The sequence below is a fragment of the Haloarchaeobius ordinarius genome (assembly GCF_051801355.1).
Taxonomy (GTDB): Archaea; Halobacteriota; Halobacteria; order Halobacteriales; family Natrialbaceae; genus Haloarchaeobius.
Genome location: NZ_CP196560.1, coordinates 2,712,291 through 2,730,360, shown reverse-complemented (window position 1 = coordinate 2,730,360; position 18,070 = coordinate 2,712,291). Strand labels below are relative to the sequence as shown.

Genomic DNA, 18,070 nt, shown 5'->3' with positions numbered 1-18,070 from the left:
GAGAACCTACTGCCCGCCGTTTGCCTCCCCGTTTTCGTCTCCATCGCCGTCGCTGTCCATCTGGAGTACGACCGAGGTCGAGGAGTTCCGCCGAACGTCCTCGTCGTCGAACAGCAACTGCTTGTACTCGAAGTCCACGAACGCGTCGAGCTGGTCGTCGTAGTGTTCGCCCGTCGTCCCGTCGGGGGCGACGTATCCCGAGTTCCCCGGCGGCAGGACGTTCTCCGCGGTCGGGTCGTCGCCGAGCCGAACGTAGTGGTTCTCCGTCCCGCGGTTCATCCAGGGCATGTCACCGGCGTCGCCGACCCCGATCGGCATCCCGAACAGCGCGAGATTGTCGAGTTCGTCTATCCTCGCCTCGCCGCGCCACGAGGACACGTCCTCGCCGTACTGTTCTTCGAGTTCCACGCAGGCGCTTCGGAAGGCCTCGACGAAGGCTTCCTGTGCCCCATCGGTGGTGTACTCGGCCTGGAGGTCCATCACTGTCTCCTCGGGATTGAGCACGCGCATCAACGTTCCGCGGCCGTAGCGGTAGGTGAGGAAGTACGACGCGGGACCGTAGGCCGACCCGAACTCGTCTGCGAAGACGTTCTCCAGGGCCCTCGGGAAGGTCGCGTCCCAGACCGTGTACCCGACGGGGTACCTCCCCGTGAAGTCAGCAGCGTCACCCTGTCGGTAGTGGTCCCAGTCGGCGACCGCGTCCCTCGCGGCCCGTTGGGTCTCGGTGAGGTCCGACCCGGAGAGTGCCTCGAGGAGCGCGTCCCGGTACCGGATGCTCCGGAGGTCGACGAACGAGATGTCGTAGACCACGTCCTTGAGGTCATCGTAGCCGACCGAGCCATCTGTCTCGAGTTCGTGCTCGACGAGATTGATGATGCGCTGGACCCGGTGGTCGGTCCCCCAGGCGTAGCTGAGGTCGCCGTTGTTCCAGTCCGGTGCAGGCTTGTTGTTCCACTGCGCAGAGTACCCTCGCGGGGGGTTGATGCTGTAGGGGACCTCCTCGTCGGCGGCGCGGAGGTAGTCGTCTTCGGTGAGTTCGTACTGCGTCCCGTCGGCGGGGAGCCGAGTGTCCCACTCGACCGACTCGGCGTCGGGGTAGCGCCCGAGGTGGAAGTAGCCGATGTCGCCGGACTCGCCCGCCCACATGAAGTTCAGTGCGTAGTCGCACTGGCGGGCAGCTTCGCCGTACTCCTCGGCCGACGAGGCGAACTGCGACTCGTAGAAGGCCGCCCAGGAGTTCATGTCTCGGCCCGCGTAGGACTTGGTCTGGGCGATCGCCTCCCCCGCCTCGGGGTCCCACTGCGTCACGACGCCGTGGTGGGTGCGCCGGAGCGTCACGGTCTCGTCTTCGCCGTCGGCGACCGGAATCGTCTGTTCTTCGGCGTACACCTCGCGGTCCTCACCGCGGAACTCGTACGTGTCGGGGCCGTCGTCGGTGACCTCGATGGACTCGACGAACGTCTGGATGCAATTGTCGATGCCCGCCGTCGAGGTGAACGCGCCGTTCCGGTTCCGGCCGAACATGATGAACGGGTAGCCCGCGACGGTGATGCCCGCGACGTCGAAGTCGGGGCCATGGAGCCCCGCCTCGTACATGACCGATGGCGTCGAGAACCCCATCTGGGGCCCACCCATGAGAATCGCGTCGCCGCTGTCGGTCACGTCGCCCTGGACGGCGAGGGCGTTGCTGCCGTACTTGATGGGCAAGCCGAGGTCGTCCAGCCCCATCGCGAGGGTTCGGACCCGCTCCATCTCTGCGTCGTGGACCGCCTCGGCGTCAGTGGGGAGGCGGAAGTCGCCGCCGGTGACCCGGTTCGTCGGCTGGTTCTGGACGCCAGTCCGACCACGCCGTGTGGAATCCGTACCCGGCGTCGCCCCGGTACCGTCGTCACCGGCGGGGGTGTATGGGGGCTGGTACGCGTCGGCTGGCTGGGTACTGGAGGTCGGTGACCCGGGGTCGTTCCCCCAGTTGAGGTCGTGGAACAGGTCCATCGCGCGGTCCTCACCGACCTCGCCGCGCAACGTCTCGACCACAGTCGCACCAAGAGTCTCTAGCTGGAAGCCGCTGAAGAACGCCATACTGGCGACGTACATCCCGGCCACGTCCTCGTCCGTGAACGGTTCGGGTTCGAACCCGTTGTCGACGAATCCCCTGTGGAACGCACGGTCTCCCTCGCGGACGGACTCGATGTAGCGGTTGATGCCAGACGCGAACGCCCGAAGGACGGCCCGGTTCTCCTGGTCCATCGCTTCCAGTTGCTCACCGAGTGTCGTCTCCGAGAACGTCGACTGTCTGGCGGCGGCGTCGAAGTCCACCCAGTCCGACCCGAACACCTCGGCGACGGTGCCGTGGTAGTAGCGCCGGTAGAGTTCGAGCTGGAACAGGCGGTCTTTCGCGACGGCGTACCCGAACCCGAAGAACACGGGTGTCCTGTCGTCTGCGTTTCGGGCGTAGATGTGCGGAACGCCGTAGTCGTCGCGCCGAACTTTCACTGTCGTTTTCTGCCCTGCTTCCCCGCCGAACGCGAGGGTGGTCTCACTGGCGACCGAGGCTGCGGCCAGTCCGGTGCCAGTTCGCAGCAGGTCGCGGCGCGACAGCGACTCCTTCACATGGCTGGTATTCTCTGCCATATTACTCCCGTCTGACCTCTGGTCTGTATAGTCATGCCCTGCTGTGTGGGTGTTTTTTACGTCCACACTGCACAAAAGTAACAATAATTTTATCTTTTTGAGGTGGTCGTGTGGATGGCATCTCGAACGAACGGGTACGGTCCGGCACGACCACTTCAGAGTCGATTCGCCGTCGACTCGACCCATCCCGTCACGAACAGTACACCACCGAGAGCGACCGGACCGAAGCCGAGCAGGGCGACAGTGCCTGGAAACGAGGTTCCAAAGCCGTCGAAGACCACCTGTCCGGCTACCACCCCCAGCACCGGCTGATACGGGTCCGGCGGGGTGACGACCCAGAGGACGAGCCAGCAGAGTCCGGCGACGACCAGCACGAACCCGAACAGTCCCCGGCCGTTCATACCACTCCAACCACGCACCGCGAAAAGAAGCTACTGTCCGTTTCGACCGCTTACTCGTGCAGGCCGCCGACCTCGGCGTAGAACGAGGACTGCAGCGTCTCGGCCATGTCTTCCTCGCGGTCGATGCGCACGTCGATGACGGTCGGGACGTCCGCGGCCTTCGCATCTTCGAGGGCGGGCACGAGGTCGTCGGGGTCGGTGACGTGCTGGCCCTGGCCGCCGAGTGCCTCGGCGACCTGCACGAAGTTCGTGTCGTGGAACTCGACGCCCGGAATCGAATCGTCCATCTGGCGGACCATCCCGAGAGAGGTGTCGTTCAGCACGACGAACGTCGGAGCCACGTCGTGGTCGACCGCGGTCTCGACGGCGGTCATCGTCATCGTGAAGCCGCCGTCCCCGGCGACGCAGATGGCGTCCTTGCCGAGCAATGCCGCCGTGACCGCGGCGGGAGCCGCCCAGCCCATCCCACCGACGCCGCCGGAGCCGTAGTACGTCTCCGTGTCGGGCGTCTGCAGGTAGTTGAGGAGCCAGAAGCGGTTGTTCCCCGAATCCGCGGTGACAACGGTGTCCGAGTCGACCACCTGCTGGATTGCCTTGCAGGCACGCTGGGGCTTGATAGGCATCGAGTCGTCCTCGCACTCGGGCACGTGGAAGTCCTCACGGGCCTCGGCAGCGCGGTCGAGCGCCCAGCCGTTCTCTGCCCCGCCTGCCGTCGCGAGCGCGGCAAGGGACTGCGCCGCGTCACCGATGAGGCCCACGTCTGCCGGGTAGACCCAGCCGGCGTTGCGGGTGTCGATGTCGGCGTGGACGATGGTCTGTTCGTCCGGGCGGATGAACTCCTCCGCTTGCCAGTTGGTGTCCATCGGGTTCATCCGACAGCCGACGACCAGCAGGGTGTCGGCCTCGGAGACGACCTGGTTCGCGCCCTCGTGGCCGAACGAACCGATGACGCCCGCGGCACGCTCGTGGGTCTCGGGAATCGTGGACTTGCCCAGGTACGAGGTCGCGACGACCGCGTCGTAGGCTTCGGCGCAGGCGACCAGTTCGTCGTAGGCGTTGGCCGCGTGGACGCCGTTACCCGCGAGAATGACCGGACGGTCGGCGGTCTGGAGGGCCTCGACCGCGTCGGCCACGTCCGCTTCCGTTGGCTGTGACTGCCAGTTCCGCACCTGACGGTCCTCGTCCCACACCGACGGAATCGAGTCCTCGGGGTACTCGTCGGAGACCGCGTCCCCGTCGAGGATTATTGCCGTGGGGCCGGGCCGGCCGGCGGTCGCGTGCTTGAACGCCAGCTGGAGCGACCGGACCGTCTCCGTGGGCGTGCGCGGGAACCACCACTCCTTGGTGACGCCGTCGAGAATCTTGGGCAGCGAGAGGCCACCGTAGTCGCCGCGAGACTGCTGGTAGGGTGCCAGCGTGGAGTAGTCGCCGCGTTCTGAGGCCTCGGTGATGGCGACCATCGGCGAGGAGGCGAGGCGGGCCTCCATCTGGCCGATGTTCCCTAAACTGCCGATCCACGGGCCCTGCCCGGCCAGCACACCCGGCTTGCCGGTCATGCGACCGTAGGATTCGGCCATGACGCTCGCCTCGCGCTCGTCGCGCGGGCGAACGACCTGTATCTCGGGGTGCTCGGCCAGCTCCTCGAACACCTCGATGACCCGGCCGCCGGGGTAGCCGAAGACGAACTCCGTGTCGAGGGTCGCGAGTCCCTCGACCACGCGCTCGGCCGTCTTCATGCGTCGTCGTCGAGCTGGACTGTCTCCTCGACGTACAGGGTCGGGCCCTCGTCGGGCTTGGCGAACGTCTCGAGGTCCGCCATGACCTCCTTGCCGACGTCGGAGTCGAACGCCGCCTTCAGCGCGCCCATGTCCTCGAAGTACAGTTCGACGATGCCGTCGTACTCGCTGTGTTCCGGGCTGTTCGGGACGCTGGTTACGTACTTCTTCGCGTTCGGGAGGTCCTTCGCGAGCGGCACGTGCTCCTCGTACCAGTACTCGACGAACTCGTCGTGGGTCAGGTCGTCCGCGCGAACCAGCAGGTTCACCAATTTAATCATGACAGTAAAACCGATGGGCGGCGGTGTCTTGGTTGTACCGGTGCGGCGGACTTCACGGGCCACTGCGGTGTACAAACGGCGGCCATCCCAGGCCGGTCAGGCGCGCTCGTACGACCCCGTGATTCGGGTCTGTGCGACCTGTGCAGTCTGGATGGCGCTGCGGACCTGCGAGGCTGGCGCGCCGCCCGGCACGTCCAGGTGACCGTCGCAGGCGTACAGGGTGAAACGGTAGGTGTGTGCTCCGTGGCCCGCAGGTGGGCAGGGACCGCGGTAGCCGACGGTGTCGAACCCATTCGTGCCCTGACGTGCGCCCCCGAGGGACGACACAGTCTCGCCGCGTGGGACGTTTTCGGGGAGCTGGACCGTGTCAGTCGGGACGTTCCACAGCAGCCAGTGGTCGAAGGTGCCCCCCGGCGCGTCCGGGTCGTCGACGACCAGTGCGAGCGTCTCGGCTTCCGATGGGACGCCCCCGACGGTCAATTCTGGTGAGACGTCCGCGCCGTCGCAGGTGAACCGGGATGGAATCGCCTCGCCGTCGGCGAACGCGGTGGCTTTGATCGCAAAATCGCTGGTAGCTTTGGATGACATAGCGTGATTCGTGGTTGTTGGCGTTCGGTCGGCTGTCCGCTGGGTCGGCGCTCGTGTCCCGACTTCCTCGCCGAGACACCCTGCGACGGCGGCGACGCCGACACCCAGTGTGTTGAGCGTCTCGCGTCTCGTCGCCATACCAGAGTTACGGTAGGTGTCGCCATGAGCGTAGGGGCTTATATATCTCGCACGGAAATTACAGGACATGACGAAGCTTCGCAAACCCACCGCCCGTAGCTGTGAACGATGTGGGCGGCAGGAAGCGTGGAACGACGACGTGGAGTCATGGCGAATCGTCGACGACGAGATCGGCAGCCCATGGTGCATCCACGAGTGGGACATCGACGGGACGTTCAACCCCATCGAGGAGTAGGGAGGAAGCCGACTGGAGCGTGAACCTCCGGCTGCCCCGGGCACACGACTGGTATCCTTTTTGAATCCGGGGTCGAACGTCCGAGCATGCCGACGGTCTACATCACGGCTCCACCGAACGAGGCGGGCACCCTCGCGAAGGCGCTCGTCGACGAGCGGCTCGCGGCCTGCGTCAACCGCGTCCGCTGTCGGTCGACGTACCGCTGGGAGGGCGAGGTCCACGAGGGCGACGAGGAGATACTGCTGGCGAAGACGACCGACGAGGGGTACGACGCGCTGGTCGAGCGAGTCGAGGAGTTACACCCCTACGACGTGCCGTGTGTCGAGCGGTTCGACGAGGCCGAGGTGTTGCCGTCGTTCGGCGCGTGGCGCGAGGAAGCGGTCGACGACGCGTGATACCGAGTCACGCAGGGAGAGACCGGGGAGACGGAAGCCAGATTTCCGCGCTGAAAGGTAAGGGTTAAAACCGGCGCGAAGGTTCTGTCACGTATGGCTGGAACTATCGAAGCGCTCGTCCCGGGCGGGCAGGCCAACCCTGGCCCGCCGCTCGGCCCCGAGCTCGGTCCGACACCTGTCGACGTGCAGGAAGTTGTCAACCAGATTAACGAACAGACCGCCGCGTTCGACGGGATGGAAGTCCCGGTAACGGTCGAATACGAGGACGACGGCAGCTTCACCATCGAGGTCGGTGTCCCGCCGACGGCCGCGCTCATCAAGGACGAGGCCGGATTCGAGACGGGCAGCGGCGAACCCCAGGAGAACTTCGTCGCCAACATGACCATCGACCAGGTCAAGAAGGTCGCCAAGCAGAAGCAGACGGACCTGCTCTCCTACGACCTCAAGAACGCCGCGAAGGAAGTCGTCGGGACCTGCACTTCGCTGGGTGTCACCATCGAAGGTGAGAACCCGCGAGAGTTCAAGGAGCGTCTCGACAGCGGCGAGTACGACGACCAGTTCGCCGAGGAATAAGCCGACGTTCTCTCCCCTTTCTCCGACCGACTAGCGGGTGCACTGTCCAGAAGACCGGGGCGAAGCGACGACTCTGTTCCGCGTTTAATCCAGACGACTGGCGAGAACGCTCCCAGCGAACGAGAGCGTCCCGGCGACGACGAGGGACAGCACGGCGAGGGTCACCACGGTGAGTCCCGTTCCTGACGCGGCGAACGCACCACCGCCGTGTCCCGGTTCGAGCGACGGGAGGACCTCCGGGGCCAGGGTCGCCACACCGAAGTAACTCAGGGTCAACAGTATCGCGATGGCACCAGTCCCAAGTCCGAGCATCGATGCAACGTCTTCGACGTTGAGGAGCCGATGTGCGGTCTGTTCGTCGATGTCGTCCCGTCGGAGACGGACCAGGGCGACAGCAGCCAATCCTGTCCCGGCAAGGACCTCGACACCGAGACCGAACAGTCCGAGCAACAGGACCTTCGGTGAGGCCAGTAAGGGGTGAGCGACCCCGACTTCCGGAGGGAACGCGAACGCCAACGGGAGGATAGCCCCCAACGAAGCGGAAATCACGCCCTGGTGAGTCAACTTGCGTGGGAGGGGCCCCGAGAAGAAGCTGTATCGACTGGCGCGAAGCCGTTCGTAGGTGGTCCCGTGTACTATCGCCTGCGTGATGTAATCGTCTATCGCATCGTTATTGTCTGTCATCTGTTACTGCTCACTCCGTGTGCTCATCCACGTGGGGGTTGTGGTCTGAAGACCACGCAAGAACAAAAATTCACTGGTCTCACGGATGATTCCTCGTTGACGCGTTCCTGTCTGTCGGTCTAGCCATCCGGCGAGACAGTCACGGAACCTACCAGATAGCGGACTGTTAGCTATGCCCGTAGGTTCCCTACGTGAGATGTAATGGCTCAAGTCGGAGCGGAATCACTCTGGTTGCTGATCGGTACCATCGGGATGACCATCGGGACACTCTACTTCATCGGCCGTGGCCGAGGTGTCACCGACAAGAAGATGCAGGAGTTCTACATCATCACCATCTTCATCACGGCCATCGCGGCCGCGATGTACTTCCTGATGTATACCGGATTCGGTGTCACCACCGTAACCGCGGGTGGAGAAGAACTCACCATCTACTGGGCGCGTTACGCCGACTGGTTGTTCACGACGCCGCTACTCCTGCTCGACCTCGCGCTCCTCGCGGGTGCGAGTCGGAACACCATCTTCACGCTCGTCGGCCTCGACGTGTTCATGATCGGGACCGGCCTCATCGCGGCCCTGGAGACCACGCCCGCCTACCGCATCGTGTGGTGGGGCATCAGCTCCGGTGCACTGCTCGTGTTGCTGTACTTCCTCGTTGGTACGCTCTCGAAGCAGGCACAGACGAAGTCGACCCAGGTCCAGACGCTGTTCAGCCAACTCCGGAACATCGTCATGGGTCTCTGGCTGCTGTACCCCGTCGTCTGGCTCATCGGGACCGAGGGTACCCTCGGCATCCTCCCGCTGTACTGGGAGACGGCGGCGTTCATGGTCCTCGACCTGAGCGCGAAGGTCGGTTTCGGGATGGTGCTACTCGGCAGCCGGACCATCCTCGAAGACGCCGCTGGTGTCACCCCGACGAAACCCGAAGCAGAGGTTGCGGACTGAGCGACGGTCACCACCGTCCGCGGACGAACGATTTTTTTCGGTGTGGTCACGACACGTCCTCCCACGGTACAGCCGTCAGGTGAGCGACACGCGTCGTTTCCCGGACCTCGCTGTGCGACCGCTTCGACGGCTTTAAGTTTCCACTGGGCTACCGTCCGGGTGAGACAGGCTTTTGCCTGTTTCACTGACCCGTAGAAGCACTACGCGTACTACGGAGGTGAACGATGGCAGACCAGGAAATAGTAGACGCAGTCTCTCGCGCTCTCGAGGATGCACCCGAGCGGAACTTCCGCGAAACGGTGGACCTCGCGATCAACCTGAGAGACCTCGACCTTAACGATCCGTCACAGCGTGTCGACGAGTCCGTCGTCCTGCCGTCCGGAACCGGCCAGGAGACCCAAATTGTGGTCTTCGCCGAAGGCGAAACCGGCCTTCGAGCGGAGGACGTCGCTGATGAGGTATTCAGCGGCTCCGAACTGGCCGATCTGGGCGACGACGACGACCGCGCGAAGGACCTCGCCGACGAGACAGACTTCTTCATCGCAGAGGAGAACATGATGCAAGACGTCGCTCGTCATCTCGGTACGATTCTGGGTCCCCGCGGTAAGATGCCGACCCCGCTCGGCCTCGACGAAGACGTCGTTGAGACGGTGAATCGCATGAAGAACACAGTGCAGCTCCGGAGTCGTGACCGGCGCACGTTCCACACTCGTGTCGGTGCAGAAGACATGAGTGCGGACGACATCGCCGACAACATCGACGTCATCATCCGTCGTCTGCACGCGAACCTCGAGAAGGGCCCGCTCAACGTGGACTCCATCTACGTGAAGACCACGATGGGCCCCTCGGTGGAGGTGAACGCCTGATGAGCGCAGAAGCCGAACGCAAGACCGAGAACCTTCCGCAGTGGAAGAAAGACGAAGTCGCCGAACTCGTGGACATCGTCGAGTCCTACGAGTCCGTCGGTATCGTCAACGTGGCTGGCATCCCGAGCCGCCAGCTGCAGGCCATGCGTGCGGACCTCTACCCCGATACGCAGCTGCGGATGAGCCGTAACACGCTGCTGACGCGTGCACTCGACGAGGTCGACGACGGCATCGAGGTGCTCACCGAGCACATCGAGGGCCAGGTCGGCCTCATCGGGACGGACGACAACCCGTTCGCACTGTTCAAGATCCTGGAGGAGTCGAAGACGCCCGCACCCATCAACGCCGGAGAGATCGCCCCGAATGACATCGTCATTCCGGAAGGCGACACCGGTGTCGACCCGGGTCCGTTCGTCGGCGAGCTCCAGCAGGTCGGTGCAGCAGCTCGCATCATGGATGGCTCCATCCACGTCACCGAGGACTCCAACGTCCTCAGCGCTGGAGAGGAAGTTTCCGAACAACTCTCCAACGTCCTGAGCGAACTCGGCATCGAGCCGAAGGAAGTGGGTCTCGACCTCCGCGCCGTCTATTCCGACGGCGTGGTGTTCGACCCCGCAGACCTCGACATCGACGTGGACGCCTACCGCAGCGACGTCCAGACCGCGGCCGCTCGTGCACGGAACCTGTCCGTGAACGCGGCGTACCCGACGGCTCAGACGGCATCTACCCTCATCGCGAAGGCGACGGGCGAAGCCAAGAGCCTCGGCCTGTACGCGGCAATCGAGAGCCCGGACCTCGCGGACGACCTTATCCGCAAGGCGGACGCGCAGCTTCGCGCGCTCGCGGCTAACATCGACGACGAGGAGGCACTCCCGGAGGAGCTCCGTGGCGTTTCCGCCCCGGCAGCCGCCATCGAGGAGGCCGACGCAGACGAATCGACTGACGACCAAGACACGACCGAGGCGGACACCGAAGCCGAAGCCGACGACGACGATGACGACGACGGCGAGGACGACGGTGCAGCCGGTCTCGGCAACATGTTCGGATAACAACAATGGAGTACGTTTACGCAGCACTCATCCTGAACGAATCGGGCGAGGAGATCAACGAAGACAACATCACCGCCGTGCTCGACGCCGCTGGCGTCGACGTGGAGGAGTCCCGTGTGAAGGCGCTCGTCGCCGCACTCGAGGACGTCGACATCGAGGAGGCCGTCGCAGAGGCCGCCGCCGTCCCCGCGGGCGGTGCGGCAGCTGGCGGCGCCGCTGGCGGTGCCGACGAGGGTGGCGACGAGAGCGAAGAGGAGGAAGTCTCCGACGTGCCGGACACGACGGAAGACGACGACGACGACGAGGAAGAGGAAGCCTCGGGCGAGGGCCTGGGCAACCTCTTCGGCTGAACTCGCGCACTCACGTCACACGACAGACCGCATTTTCTTTCGGACTCGCCGACCAGTGGCGACCGTGTGCTGACTGACCACCGTCCGCCCAGTGGCGACGCCGTCGAGCCCGGAGTTTACATCGGAGGCCGCGGCCAGAGTCGGCGATGGTCACCCCCGGAGCCGACCTGGTGCTGCTGGCGTCGGTCCTCGCGGGTATCGCGCTCGGGACGGCGAGTGGACTGACGCCGGGGCTGCACGCGAACAACTTCGCGATGTTGCTCGCAGCGGTAGCGCCGGCGGTCCCGGCCCCGCCCACGGTCGTGGTCGGCGCGATGCTCGCGGCGGGGGTGACACACACGTTCCTCGACGCGGTGCCGTCGCTGGCACTGGGTGTCCCGGACGCGGCGATGGCGACCGCGGCGTTGCCGGGGCACAAACTGGTGCTGGCCGGGCGCGGGCGGGAGGCACTGCGGCTCTCCGTTCTGGGGAGTGCCGGGGCGCTGGTGGTGTCGGTCCCGGTCGCGATTCCGGCGACGGCGGCGATGACGGCGGCGTATCCGACGATTCGGGCCCACCTCTCGCTCGTGCTGGCCGGTGTCGTCGTCCTCACGCTGGCGACCGAAGAGACGTGGCGCGCCCGGGTGGGTGGCGTGGTCGTGCTCGGGCTGGCGGGCGGGCTGGGTGTCGTCGCGTTACCGCTCGAACCGGTGGCGCCGTTGCCGACAAGTGTCCTGACGCCACTGTTCGCTGGCCTGTTCGGGGCACCGGTGTTGCTCGACGCACTCGACGGTGGGGGTGTCCCGCCACAGTCGGGGACCGGGCTGTTGCTCGCGCCCCGGACCGTCGCGCTGGCGACGGCCGCTGGTGCACTCGCCGGTGGCGCGGTCGGCTACCTGCCCGGGGTGTCGAGTGCCATCGCGGCCACCGCGGCACTCGCGGTACTGCCCGGGGACGCGGGGGACCGCGGCTACGTGGTCGCGACGAGCGGCGTGAACACGGCGAATAGCGTCTTCGCACTGTTCGCTCTCGTGGCGCTCGGGACGCCCCGGACGGGCGTACTGGTCGCGGTCGACGAGGTCGGGGGCGTCCCGACGCTCGGAACCGCACTGCTGGTCGTGGTGTTCGCGGGCGCGGTCGCGACAGGGCTCGTCCTGACCGTCGGGGACCGCTATCTCGACGTGGTCGGGGGGCTCGACCCGCGGCGGCTCTCGGTCGCAGCGCTCGGACTCCTCTGTGGCCTCTCGTGGTTGTTCGCCGGGTGGGTCGGGGTGCTCGTGTTCGCGGTTGCGACCGGTGTCGGTCTCGTGCCGACACGGCTCGGGACCCGCCGGGTGTACTGCATGGGTGTGTTACTCGTTCCCCTGGCGGTGTGAGCCGAAAGACAATCGTTAAAACCGGCCGGGCGGAAAGCCACGGTATGAGCGAATCCGAACAGCGTACTCGGCGCAAGTGCGTCTCCTGTGGGATCAACATCTCCGGGACGAACGCGGCTGCGTTCAAGTGCCCCGACTGTGGGACTCAGATTTACCGGTGCGCGAAGTGCCGAAAGCAGAGCAACCTGTACAACTGTCCGAACTGCCAGTTCGAGGGGCCGTAACCATGGGAAAAGTCGCCGCACGCATGAAGGTCATGCCGCAAAGCCCGGACGTCGACCTCGACGAACTGCAGGAGCGTCTCGAGAGCTCCCTGCCCGAGGGTGCAAAGATCAACCGCGTCGACCGTGAGGACGTCGCGTTCGGTCTCATCGCCCTCTTCCCGACCGTCATCATCCCCGACGACGCGGGAGGCACCGAAGCAGTCGAGGAGGCGTTCTCCGACGTCGACGGCGTCGAGAGCGTCGGCGTCGACGAAGTCGGCCGCATCTGAGCTGGCCGAACCACTCCTGCGTTTTTCACCCGTTACTGGCGAGACTCTGTCAGTGACTCGTGTATCCGTTCGATAGCAGCCGTGCCGGCGTCTGCGGTCCCACCGTGGTGACAGTGCGTCGTCTCGACGTCGAGCTCGGCGAGCCGACCCACGGATTCGATGGCCGTCTCCATATCCGGCGTGTACTCGGGTTTCGGCCCCACGAAGCCGTCGTCGTTGTTCAGGGCGTCACCCGCGAGCAGGAACCTGTGGTCGGGGAAGTACAGCGAGACGTGCCCGGGTGCGTGGCCGGGTGTCGAGACGACCGCCATGGGCCCGGCGGCCGTCCGGAAGGTTTCGCCACCGACGAGTTCGATGTCCACGGGGACTGGTGGATAGCGCTCTGCGTCGGCCGGTGATTTTATCGGGGGTTCGCGGCCGTCGACGAAGGGGGCTTCGTCCTCGTGCGTGATGACGAGGACGTCGGTCTCGGCTTCCAGTTCCGCGAGGCCACCGGCGTGGTCGCCGTCGTGGTGGGTGAGCAAGACTGCCGACACGTCGTCGAGGGCGACCCCGCAGTCGGCGAGTCGGTCCCGAAGCTGGGCAGTCGCGCCCGGCAGCCCCACGTCCACGAGGAGGACGCCGTGGTCAGTCTCGACCGCTGTCGGGTGGATGGTGAGGTCACGACCGCCGAGGGTGAACTGGAGAGCGAGCGGATGGACGCCATCGGGTGTCATGTGTCACCGTGGGGCGGCCAGTGGAAAAGTCGTTGTGTCGCGTGTCGACGCTCAGTCCGCAGTCGCCGTGTTGTCGATGTCGAGGAACTGCGCCTGGCTCGCCGTCAACAGTGCGACCCCCGGTGACGAGGGCCACCAGCCGACGAGTTTCGCGAACCGGCTCGAATCGAGCGACCGGTCCTGCGGACAGTCGCCGGTGGCCGGCTGGCCGGCGAGCATCTCCGTCTCGACGCCGAGCGTGTCGAGGGCTTCCCGGTGGAAATCGTAGTAACTCCGACGGGGGCCACCGAGGTGGACGACGCCGACGAACTCCGACTCCGCGAGGTCACAGATTCCCTCGGACGCCTCCCCCACCTCGACCGGGCTCCGGTAGACGTTCGTGTACCGGAGGTACCAGCGACTGCCACCGAGACGCTCGCGTGCGGTCCGGAGGCGGTCGTCAAGCCCGGTCGGTGCGAAGCCATAGAGGATACTCGGGCGGACGAGCACGTAGTCGGCGCAGTGCTCCTGGACGGCCTCCTCGAAGACGACGAGGCGACGGGCGTACCGGCTGACGGGCGAACGGGTTCCAGTCTCCGGATAGCGCCCGCCCGTGCCGTCGAAGACGGCGTCGCTGGAGACGTAGACGAGTCGCGTGCCAGTCCGGGCACAGGCGCGAGCGACCCGCGACGCGGCGACGGCGAAGTCGCCGTCGGTGAACCGGACGGGCTGGTCGCGTTCGACCCGTGCGGCGAACACGACCACGTCGGGGTCGTACTGGTCGAGCAGGACGACGAGGTCGTCCGCCCAGAAGTCGAACGACACCGCAGCGTGGACCTGACCGGGCGTCGTAGCGTTGCCGGTCCCGACGACCGTGTGGCCGCGTGCCCGCGCCTCCGCGGAGACGGTACTCCCCAGGTAGCCGCTGGCACCGACGACGAGATATCGCATGGCCGAACGTACGGGTTGCAGGTAATAAAACCACCGCAGAGAACGAATCTATAGAGAATACCGGGCGTTTGCCCATATATGTGGGAATAAATTGCTAGAACTGCCAGATGGGTCTGTGCAGCCTCACAGACCGGCCGCGTCGAACGCCTGCTCCAGGTCCGCCGTCAGGTCGTCGACGTGTTCGATGCCGACGGAGACGCGGATGAGACCGTCCGTGAGGCCGGCTTCGAGGCGCTCCTCGCGCGGGATGGCGGCGTGGGTCATCGCCGCTGGCTGCTCGATGAGGCTCTCGACGCCGCCGAGCGATTCGGCGAGCGTGAACACTTTCGTCTCGGAGACGACGGTGCTGGCCTGCTCGAGCGTCCCGTCGACCTCGAAGCTGAGCATCCCCCCGAAGTCGTCCATCTGTGCCGCCGCGACGTCGTGGCCCGGGTGCGATTCGAGACCGGGGTAGAACACCTCCGAGACCGCCGGGTGGTCGTCGAGCCACTGGGCGATGTCGCTGGCGTTCTCGCAGTGGCGGTCCATCCGGACGGGCAAGGTCTTGGTCCCGCGCAGGACGAGGAAGCAGTCGTGCGGGCCGGGCGTCGCGCCCACCGAGTTCTGGTAGAACCCGATGCGCTCGTCGAGGGCTGCGTCGTCTGTGATGAGCGCGCCGCCGACCACGTCGGAGTGGCCGCCGAGGTACTTCGTCAGCGAGTGACTCACGATGTCCGCACCGAGTTCGAGGGGGCGCTGGAGATACGGGGTCGCGAACGTGTTGTCGATGGCACAGAGCGCGTCGTTGTCGTGAGCGACCTCGGCGGCGCCCTCGATGTCGACGATGGACATGAGGGGGTTCGTCGGCGTCTCCAGCCAGAGGAGTTCGGTGTTCTCCTGCATCGCATCCGCGATGGCGTCGAGGTCGGTCATGTCCACGAACGAGAACTCGAGGTCGTACTGTTCGTACACCTGCGTGAAGATGCGGTGGGTCCCGCCGTAGACGTCCTCGCCGGTGACGACGTGGTCACCGGCTTCGAGCAGGTTGAGGACGGTGTTGATGGCACCCATGCCGGAGGAGAAACAGCGTCCGTACTCCCCGGATTCGAGGCTGGCGAGATTCGCTTCGAGGTCGGTTCGCGTCGGGTTGGCGGTCCGCGAGTACTCGTACCCGCGGTGCTCGCCAGGCCCGTCCTGCTTGTACGTCGAGTTCGCGTAGATGGGTGTCATGAGCGCACCCGTCTCTTCGTCCGGTTCCTGCCCTGCGTGAATCGAGCGCGTCTCGATGCGAAAGTCCTCGTATCGGGTCATGGTCGGGACGACGGCCGCCACCGGGGTTACTGTTGCGTTCCACTGCGGCAGTACCGGTCACCGACGGATGGGCGGGTCGCAGGTCACGGTCCCCACGATAGCTGGTCGCCGCTCACCACTTCGAGGATGACGACCTCGTCGGCCCCGGTCCGGCGGGCGACCGGTTCGCCCTGACGCAAGCGTGGACGTCGAACGACCGCAGCGACGAGCCGTAGTGGCAGACACATTCACTGAGGTGTCCGTGGTCACTGGTTCGAACCAGGCGAGTCGAACGGGGCGGTCGACTCCTCGGCGTCGGGGAGCGCCAGCCGCATCTCCAGTTCACCCGGACCGGACGGTTCTCCCTCGAACCCGAACGACCGGTAGAGGCCGATGGCCGGCTCGTTCTTGCGTTCGACGTACAGCCTGACTGCGGGGACGTCGCGACTGACCGCCATCGAGAGGACCTCGGTGAGGACCTGGGTTCCGATACCCGCCTTCCGGTAGTCCTGGTGAACGAAGATGGCGAGTTCGTGTGCGGCCTCCTCGGTCGGGACGAGGACCGCGTGACCGACGACACGCCCCCTGTACCGACAGAGTGCGTGGAAGCCAGCGGACAGCACGTCGAGCCAGTCACGAATCTGTGACTCACCGACGGGTGGGAGCCCGTGGGCGACCCCCGGTGGGTCGAACTCCACGTACATCTCGACGAGGTCGTCGACCTTCGCCGGTGACAGGGCCGGACACCGTTCGAGACGGATGGGACGCCCGAAGCGGTCACGGACGACGGATTCGCCGGCGTCCGCATCGAGGACCCACCTCCCAGACGAACCAGCACTCGGTATTGACGTATTACAATTAGATTCAGATTTTGAGTTACGAACATCCATTGTTTCTACCTGTTGCCAACTGTTCGTTTTCTCTTTAAAGCCTTTTCTGGGTAATGGACCCATTCTGTATTAGGTCTTCCCGGGGATTGGATGCCGTCGGGACCGTCGCCCGGACGTGGACGGCAGGCAGACGGTCCCGAAGCGCCACGAACGAACAACGTGCGTTTTATAATGGCGACGGGACAAGAGGGGCGTACGACTATGCCGAACTCGCACGGACCCCTCAAGAAGACACGGAACAAACTGAAGAACCACCCCCGAGAGCGCGGCACCTCCCCGCCCCAGCGTGCGATTCAGGAGTTCGAGGAGGGCCAGAAGGTCCACCTCAAGATCGACCCCTCGGTCGCGAAGGGCCGCTTCCACCCGCGCTTCTCCGGCCAGACCGGCGAAGTCGTCGGGAAGCAGGGCTCGGCGTTCCTCGTCGAGATCACCGACGGCGGCAAGAAGAAGAAGCTCGTCTCGGCCGCTGCACACCTGAAGGCGCAGAAGTAGACCCCATGACGATATTCAAGGAGAAGCTCGACGAGGAGTATCTCACCGTCTCCGAGACGAAAGAACTCCTCGCCGATATCGAAGCCGACCGGGCACTCGACGAGGACCGCGAGATGCGCTACGAGCTGGCGCGTGCCATCGAGCACGTCAACCGGTTCAGCGTGCTGAGCGTCGAGGACTCGCAGGCGCTCGTCGAGGACCTGCAGGAACTGGAGAACGTCGACGAGGCGATGTCCTACAAGATCACCAACCTCCTGCCCCAGGACCGCACCGAACTCCGGTCGCTGTACGCCCAGGAGCGCTACTCGCTCTCCGGCGACGAGCTCGACGAGATTCTCAACGTCGTCGCGAAGTACGTCTGAGTGCGACGCCCATCCTTTAAATACGCGGTCCCCCTATCATAGAACTAGAATGAGCGAATCCGAACGCGACGAGGAGCCGCCGGTCCAAGCCGTCGTTCTGGACATCTATCCGAACGGTCGGTCGAGTGGTGGGCGCGGCGGGTACGGGAACGACCCGCTCGCGTACGCCCTCGGGACGCGTGATTTCCGCCTGTTCGAGGTGACCTTCGAGTCCACGCCCGACGTCAGCATCGACGACTACGTCGCCGTGGACCCGCCAGCCGAGAACGTAAAGCGGATTCGAAACGTCGAGTACGACGACATCTCGAGCGGTGCAAAGTCCGAACTGGAGTACGTCGTGGCCGAAATCGTCGACGAGAACGAACAGCGGTTCGTCGACTTCTACAACGAGGCCCAGCCCATCACGCTTCGGCTGCACCAGTTGAACCTGCTGCCGGGTATCGGGAAGAAACTGCGCAACTCCATCCTCGACCAGCGCAAGCGCCAGCCGTTCCAGAGCTTCGAGGACCTCGAAGACCGCGTGGCCGGGTTGCACAACCCGAAGGAGGTCCTGGTCGAGCGCATCATCGAAGAACTCCGCGACGACGACCTCAAGTACAAGACGTTCGTCGGGCGACGAGACGAGTAGGCAGTTTTACCCCGTTCGGCCTCGTAG

23 protein-coding genes are annotated in these 18,070 nt (G+C 65.2%); 13 read left to right on the top strand and 10 right to left on the bottom strand.

The features are described from left to right. Positions 1-6 precede the first annotated feature (6 nt). The 5 genes from ACSC1R_RS14290 to ACSC1R_RS14270 form a co-directional block, all read right to left on the bottom strand. The gene (locus ACSC1R_RS14290; RefSeq protein ID WP_439026398.1) at positions 7-2,631 is read right to left on the bottom strand and encodes a penicillin acylase family protein; all 2,625 of its coding nucleotides are present in this window, start codon (positions 2,629-2,631) and stop codon (positions 7-9) included. A 155-nt stretch (positions 2,632-2,786) separates the two neighbouring features. Next, positions 2,787-3,032, bottom strand: coding sequence for a hypothetical protein (locus tag ACSC1R_RS14285; RefSeq protein WP_439026397.1), 246 nt, complete (start codon positions 3,030-3,032; stop codon positions 2,787-2,789). A gap of 50 nt (positions 3,033-3,082) precedes the next feature. After that, the gene (locus tag ACSC1R_RS14280; RefSeq protein ID WP_439026396.1) at positions 3,083-4,768 is read right to left on the bottom strand and encodes a thiamine pyrophosphate-binding protein; all 1,686 of its coding nucleotides are present in this window, start codon (positions 4,766-4,768) and stop codon (positions 3,083-3,085) included. After that, the gene (locus ACSC1R_RS14275) at positions 4,765-5,088 is read right to left on the bottom strand and encodes an EthD family reductase (protein WP_439026395.1); all 324 of its coding nucleotides are present in this window, start codon (positions 5,086-5,088) and stop codon (positions 4,765-4,767) included. The genes ACSC1R_RS14280 and ACSC1R_RS14275 overlap by 4 nt, the downstream gene beginning before the upstream one ends. Before the next feature lie 96 nt (positions 5,089-5,184). Continuing rightward, on the bottom strand, positions 5,185-5,814 hold the full coding sequence (locus ACSC1R_RS14270) for a YbhB/YbcL family Raf kinase inhibitor-like protein (RefSeq protein WP_439026394.1): 630 nt from the start codon (positions 5,812-5,814) through the stop codon (positions 5,185-5,187). Between the two features lie 67 nt (positions 5,815-5,881). On the opposite strand from ACSC1R_RS14270, the gene ACSC1R_RS14265 reads away from it, so the two are divergent. The 3 genes from ACSC1R_RS14265 to ACSC1R_RS14255 all read left to right on the top strand — a co-directional run bounded on the left by ACSC1R_RS14265 (position 5,882) and on the right by ACSC1R_RS14255 (position 7,017). Beyond that, positions 5,882-6,049 carry an HEWD family protein gene (locus ACSC1R_RS14265; RefSeq protein WP_439026393.1) on the top strand — a complete coding sequence of 56 codons (168 nt, stop codon included), beginning with the start codon at positions 5,882-5,884 and terminating at the stop codon, positions 6,047-6,049. A gap of 86 nt (positions 6,050-6,135) precedes the next feature. After that, positions 6,136-6,444 carry a divalent-cation tolerance protein CutA gene (gene cutA / locus ACSC1R_RS14260; RefSeq protein WP_439026392.1) on the top strand — a complete coding sequence of 103 codons (309 nt, stop codon included), beginning with the start codon at positions 6,136-6,138 and terminating at the stop codon, positions 6,442-6,444. Between the two features lie 93 nt (positions 6,445-6,537). Then, on the top strand, positions 6,538-7,017 hold the full coding sequence (locus ACSC1R_RS14255) for a 50S ribosomal protein L11 (protein WP_439026391.1): 480 nt from the start codon (positions 6,538-6,540) through the stop codon (positions 7,015-7,017). 84 nt (positions 7,018-7,101) lie between these two features. Here the strand turns inward: ACSC1R_RS14255 and ACSC1R_RS14250 are convergent, their stop codons facing one another. Next, complete coding sequence (locus ACSC1R_RS14250) at positions 7,102-7,701, bottom strand: hypothetical protein (protein WP_439026390.1); 600 nt, start codon at positions 7,699-7,701, stop codon at positions 7,102-7,104. A 201-nt stretch (positions 7,702-7,902) separates the two neighbouring features. On the opposite strand from ACSC1R_RS14250, the gene ACSC1R_RS14245 reads away from it, so the two are divergent. The 7 genes from ACSC1R_RS14245 to ACSC1R_RS14215 all read left to right on the top strand — a co-directional run bounded on the left by ACSC1R_RS14245 (position 7,903) and on the right by ACSC1R_RS14215 (position 12,756). Next, complete coding sequence (locus tag ACSC1R_RS14245) at positions 7,903-8,643, top strand: bacteriorhodopsin (RefSeq protein ID WP_439026389.1); 741 nt, start codon at positions 7,903-7,905, stop codon at positions 8,641-8,643. A gap of 224 nt (positions 8,644-8,867) precedes the next feature. Then, entirely contained in the window at positions 8,868-9,509 is a 642-nt protein-coding gene (locus ACSC1R_RS14240; RefSeq protein WP_439026388.1) for a 50S ribosomal protein L1, read from the top strand. Then, positions 9,509-10,558, top strand: coding sequence for a 50S ribosomal protein L10 (locus ACSC1R_RS14235; protein WP_439026387.1), 1,050 nt, complete (start codon positions 9,509-9,511; stop codon positions 10,556-10,558). The genes ACSC1R_RS14240 and ACSC1R_RS14235 overlap by 1 nt, the downstream gene beginning before the upstream one ends. 5 nt (positions 10,559-10,563) lie before the next feature. After that, positions 10,564-10,908: a 50S ribosomal protein P1 gene (gene rpl12p, locus ACSC1R_RS14230; protein ID WP_439026386.1), complete on the top strand. Its 345-nt coding sequence runs from the start codon at positions 10,564-10,566 to the stop codon at positions 10,906-10,908. Between the two features lie 146 nt (positions 10,909-11,054). Next, positions 11,055-12,263 carry a tripartite tricarboxylate transporter permease gene (locus ACSC1R_RS14225; protein ID WP_439026385.1) on the top strand — a complete coding sequence of 403 codons (1,209 nt, stop codon included), beginning with the start codon at positions 11,055-11,057 and terminating at the stop codon, positions 12,261-12,263. Between the two features lie 44 nt (positions 12,264-12,307). Continuing rightward, complete coding sequence (locus ACSC1R_RS14220) at positions 12,308-12,487, top strand: HVO_2753 family zinc finger protein (RefSeq protein ID WP_439026384.1); 180 nt, start codon at positions 12,308-12,310, stop codon at positions 12,485-12,487. Between the two features lie 2 nt (positions 12,488-12,489). Then, a complete protein-coding gene (locus tag ACSC1R_RS14215; protein WP_439026383.1) occupies positions 12,490-12,756 on the top strand; it encodes an elongation factor 1-beta in 267 nt (88 codons plus the stop codon). Positions 12,757-12,788: 32 nt separating this feature from the next. Here the strand turns inward: ACSC1R_RS14215 and ACSC1R_RS14210 are convergent, their stop codons facing one another. From ACSC1R_RS14210 to ACSC1R_RS14195, 4 genes are all read right to left on the bottom strand, one after another. Beyond that, positions 12,789-13,472 (bottom strand): MBL fold metallo-hydrolase, encoded by a 684-nt coding sequence (locus tag ACSC1R_RS14210; RefSeq protein ID WP_439026382.1) that lies wholly within the window; start codon positions 13,470-13,472, stop codon positions 12,789-12,791. Positions 13,473-13,523: 51 nt separating this feature from the next. Then, entirely contained in the window at positions 13,524-14,402 is an 879-nt protein-coding gene (locus ACSC1R_RS14205) for a sugar nucleotide-binding protein (protein WP_439026381.1), read from the bottom strand. Between the two features lie 123 nt (positions 14,403-14,525). After that, the gene (locus tag ACSC1R_RS14200) at positions 14,526-15,692 is read right to left on the bottom strand and encodes a cystathionine gamma-synthase (protein WP_439026380.1); all 1,167 of its coding nucleotides are present in this window, start codon (positions 15,690-15,692) and stop codon (positions 14,526-14,528) included. Positions 15,693-15,937: 245 nt separating this feature from the next. Beyond that, the gene (locus ACSC1R_RS14195; RefSeq protein ID WP_439026379.1) at positions 15,938-16,375 is read right to left on the bottom strand and encodes a GNAT family N-acetyltransferase; all 438 of its coding nucleotides are present in this window, start codon (positions 16,373-16,375) and stop codon (positions 15,938-15,940) included. 387 nt (positions 16,376-16,762) lie between these two features. Between ACSC1R_RS14195 and ACSC1R_RS14190 the strand changes: the two genes are divergently transcribed. Genes ACSC1R_RS14190 through ACSC1R_RS14180 form a run of 3 tightly spaced genes read left to right on the top strand, consistent with a single transcriptional unit; the run spans position 16,763 to position 18,043 of the window. Then, the gene (locus ACSC1R_RS14190) at positions 16,763-17,053 is read left to right on the top strand and encodes a 50S ribosomal protein L21e (protein WP_439026378.1); all 291 of its coding nucleotides are present in this window, start codon (positions 16,763-16,765) and stop codon (positions 17,051-17,053) included. Positions 17,054-17,058: 5 nt separating this feature from the next. Then, a complete protein-coding gene (locus ACSC1R_RS14185) occupies positions 17,059-17,415 on the top strand; it encodes an RNA polymerase Rpb4 family protein (RefSeq protein WP_439026377.1) in 357 nt (118 codons plus the stop codon). A 49-nt stretch (positions 17,416-17,464) separates the two neighbouring features. Next, the gene (locus ACSC1R_RS14180) at positions 17,465-18,043 is read left to right on the top strand and encodes a DUF655 domain-containing protein (RefSeq protein WP_439026376.1); all 579 of its coding nucleotides are present in this window, start codon (positions 17,465-17,467) and stop codon (positions 18,041-18,043) included. Positions 18,044-18,070: the final 27 nt, after the last annotated feature.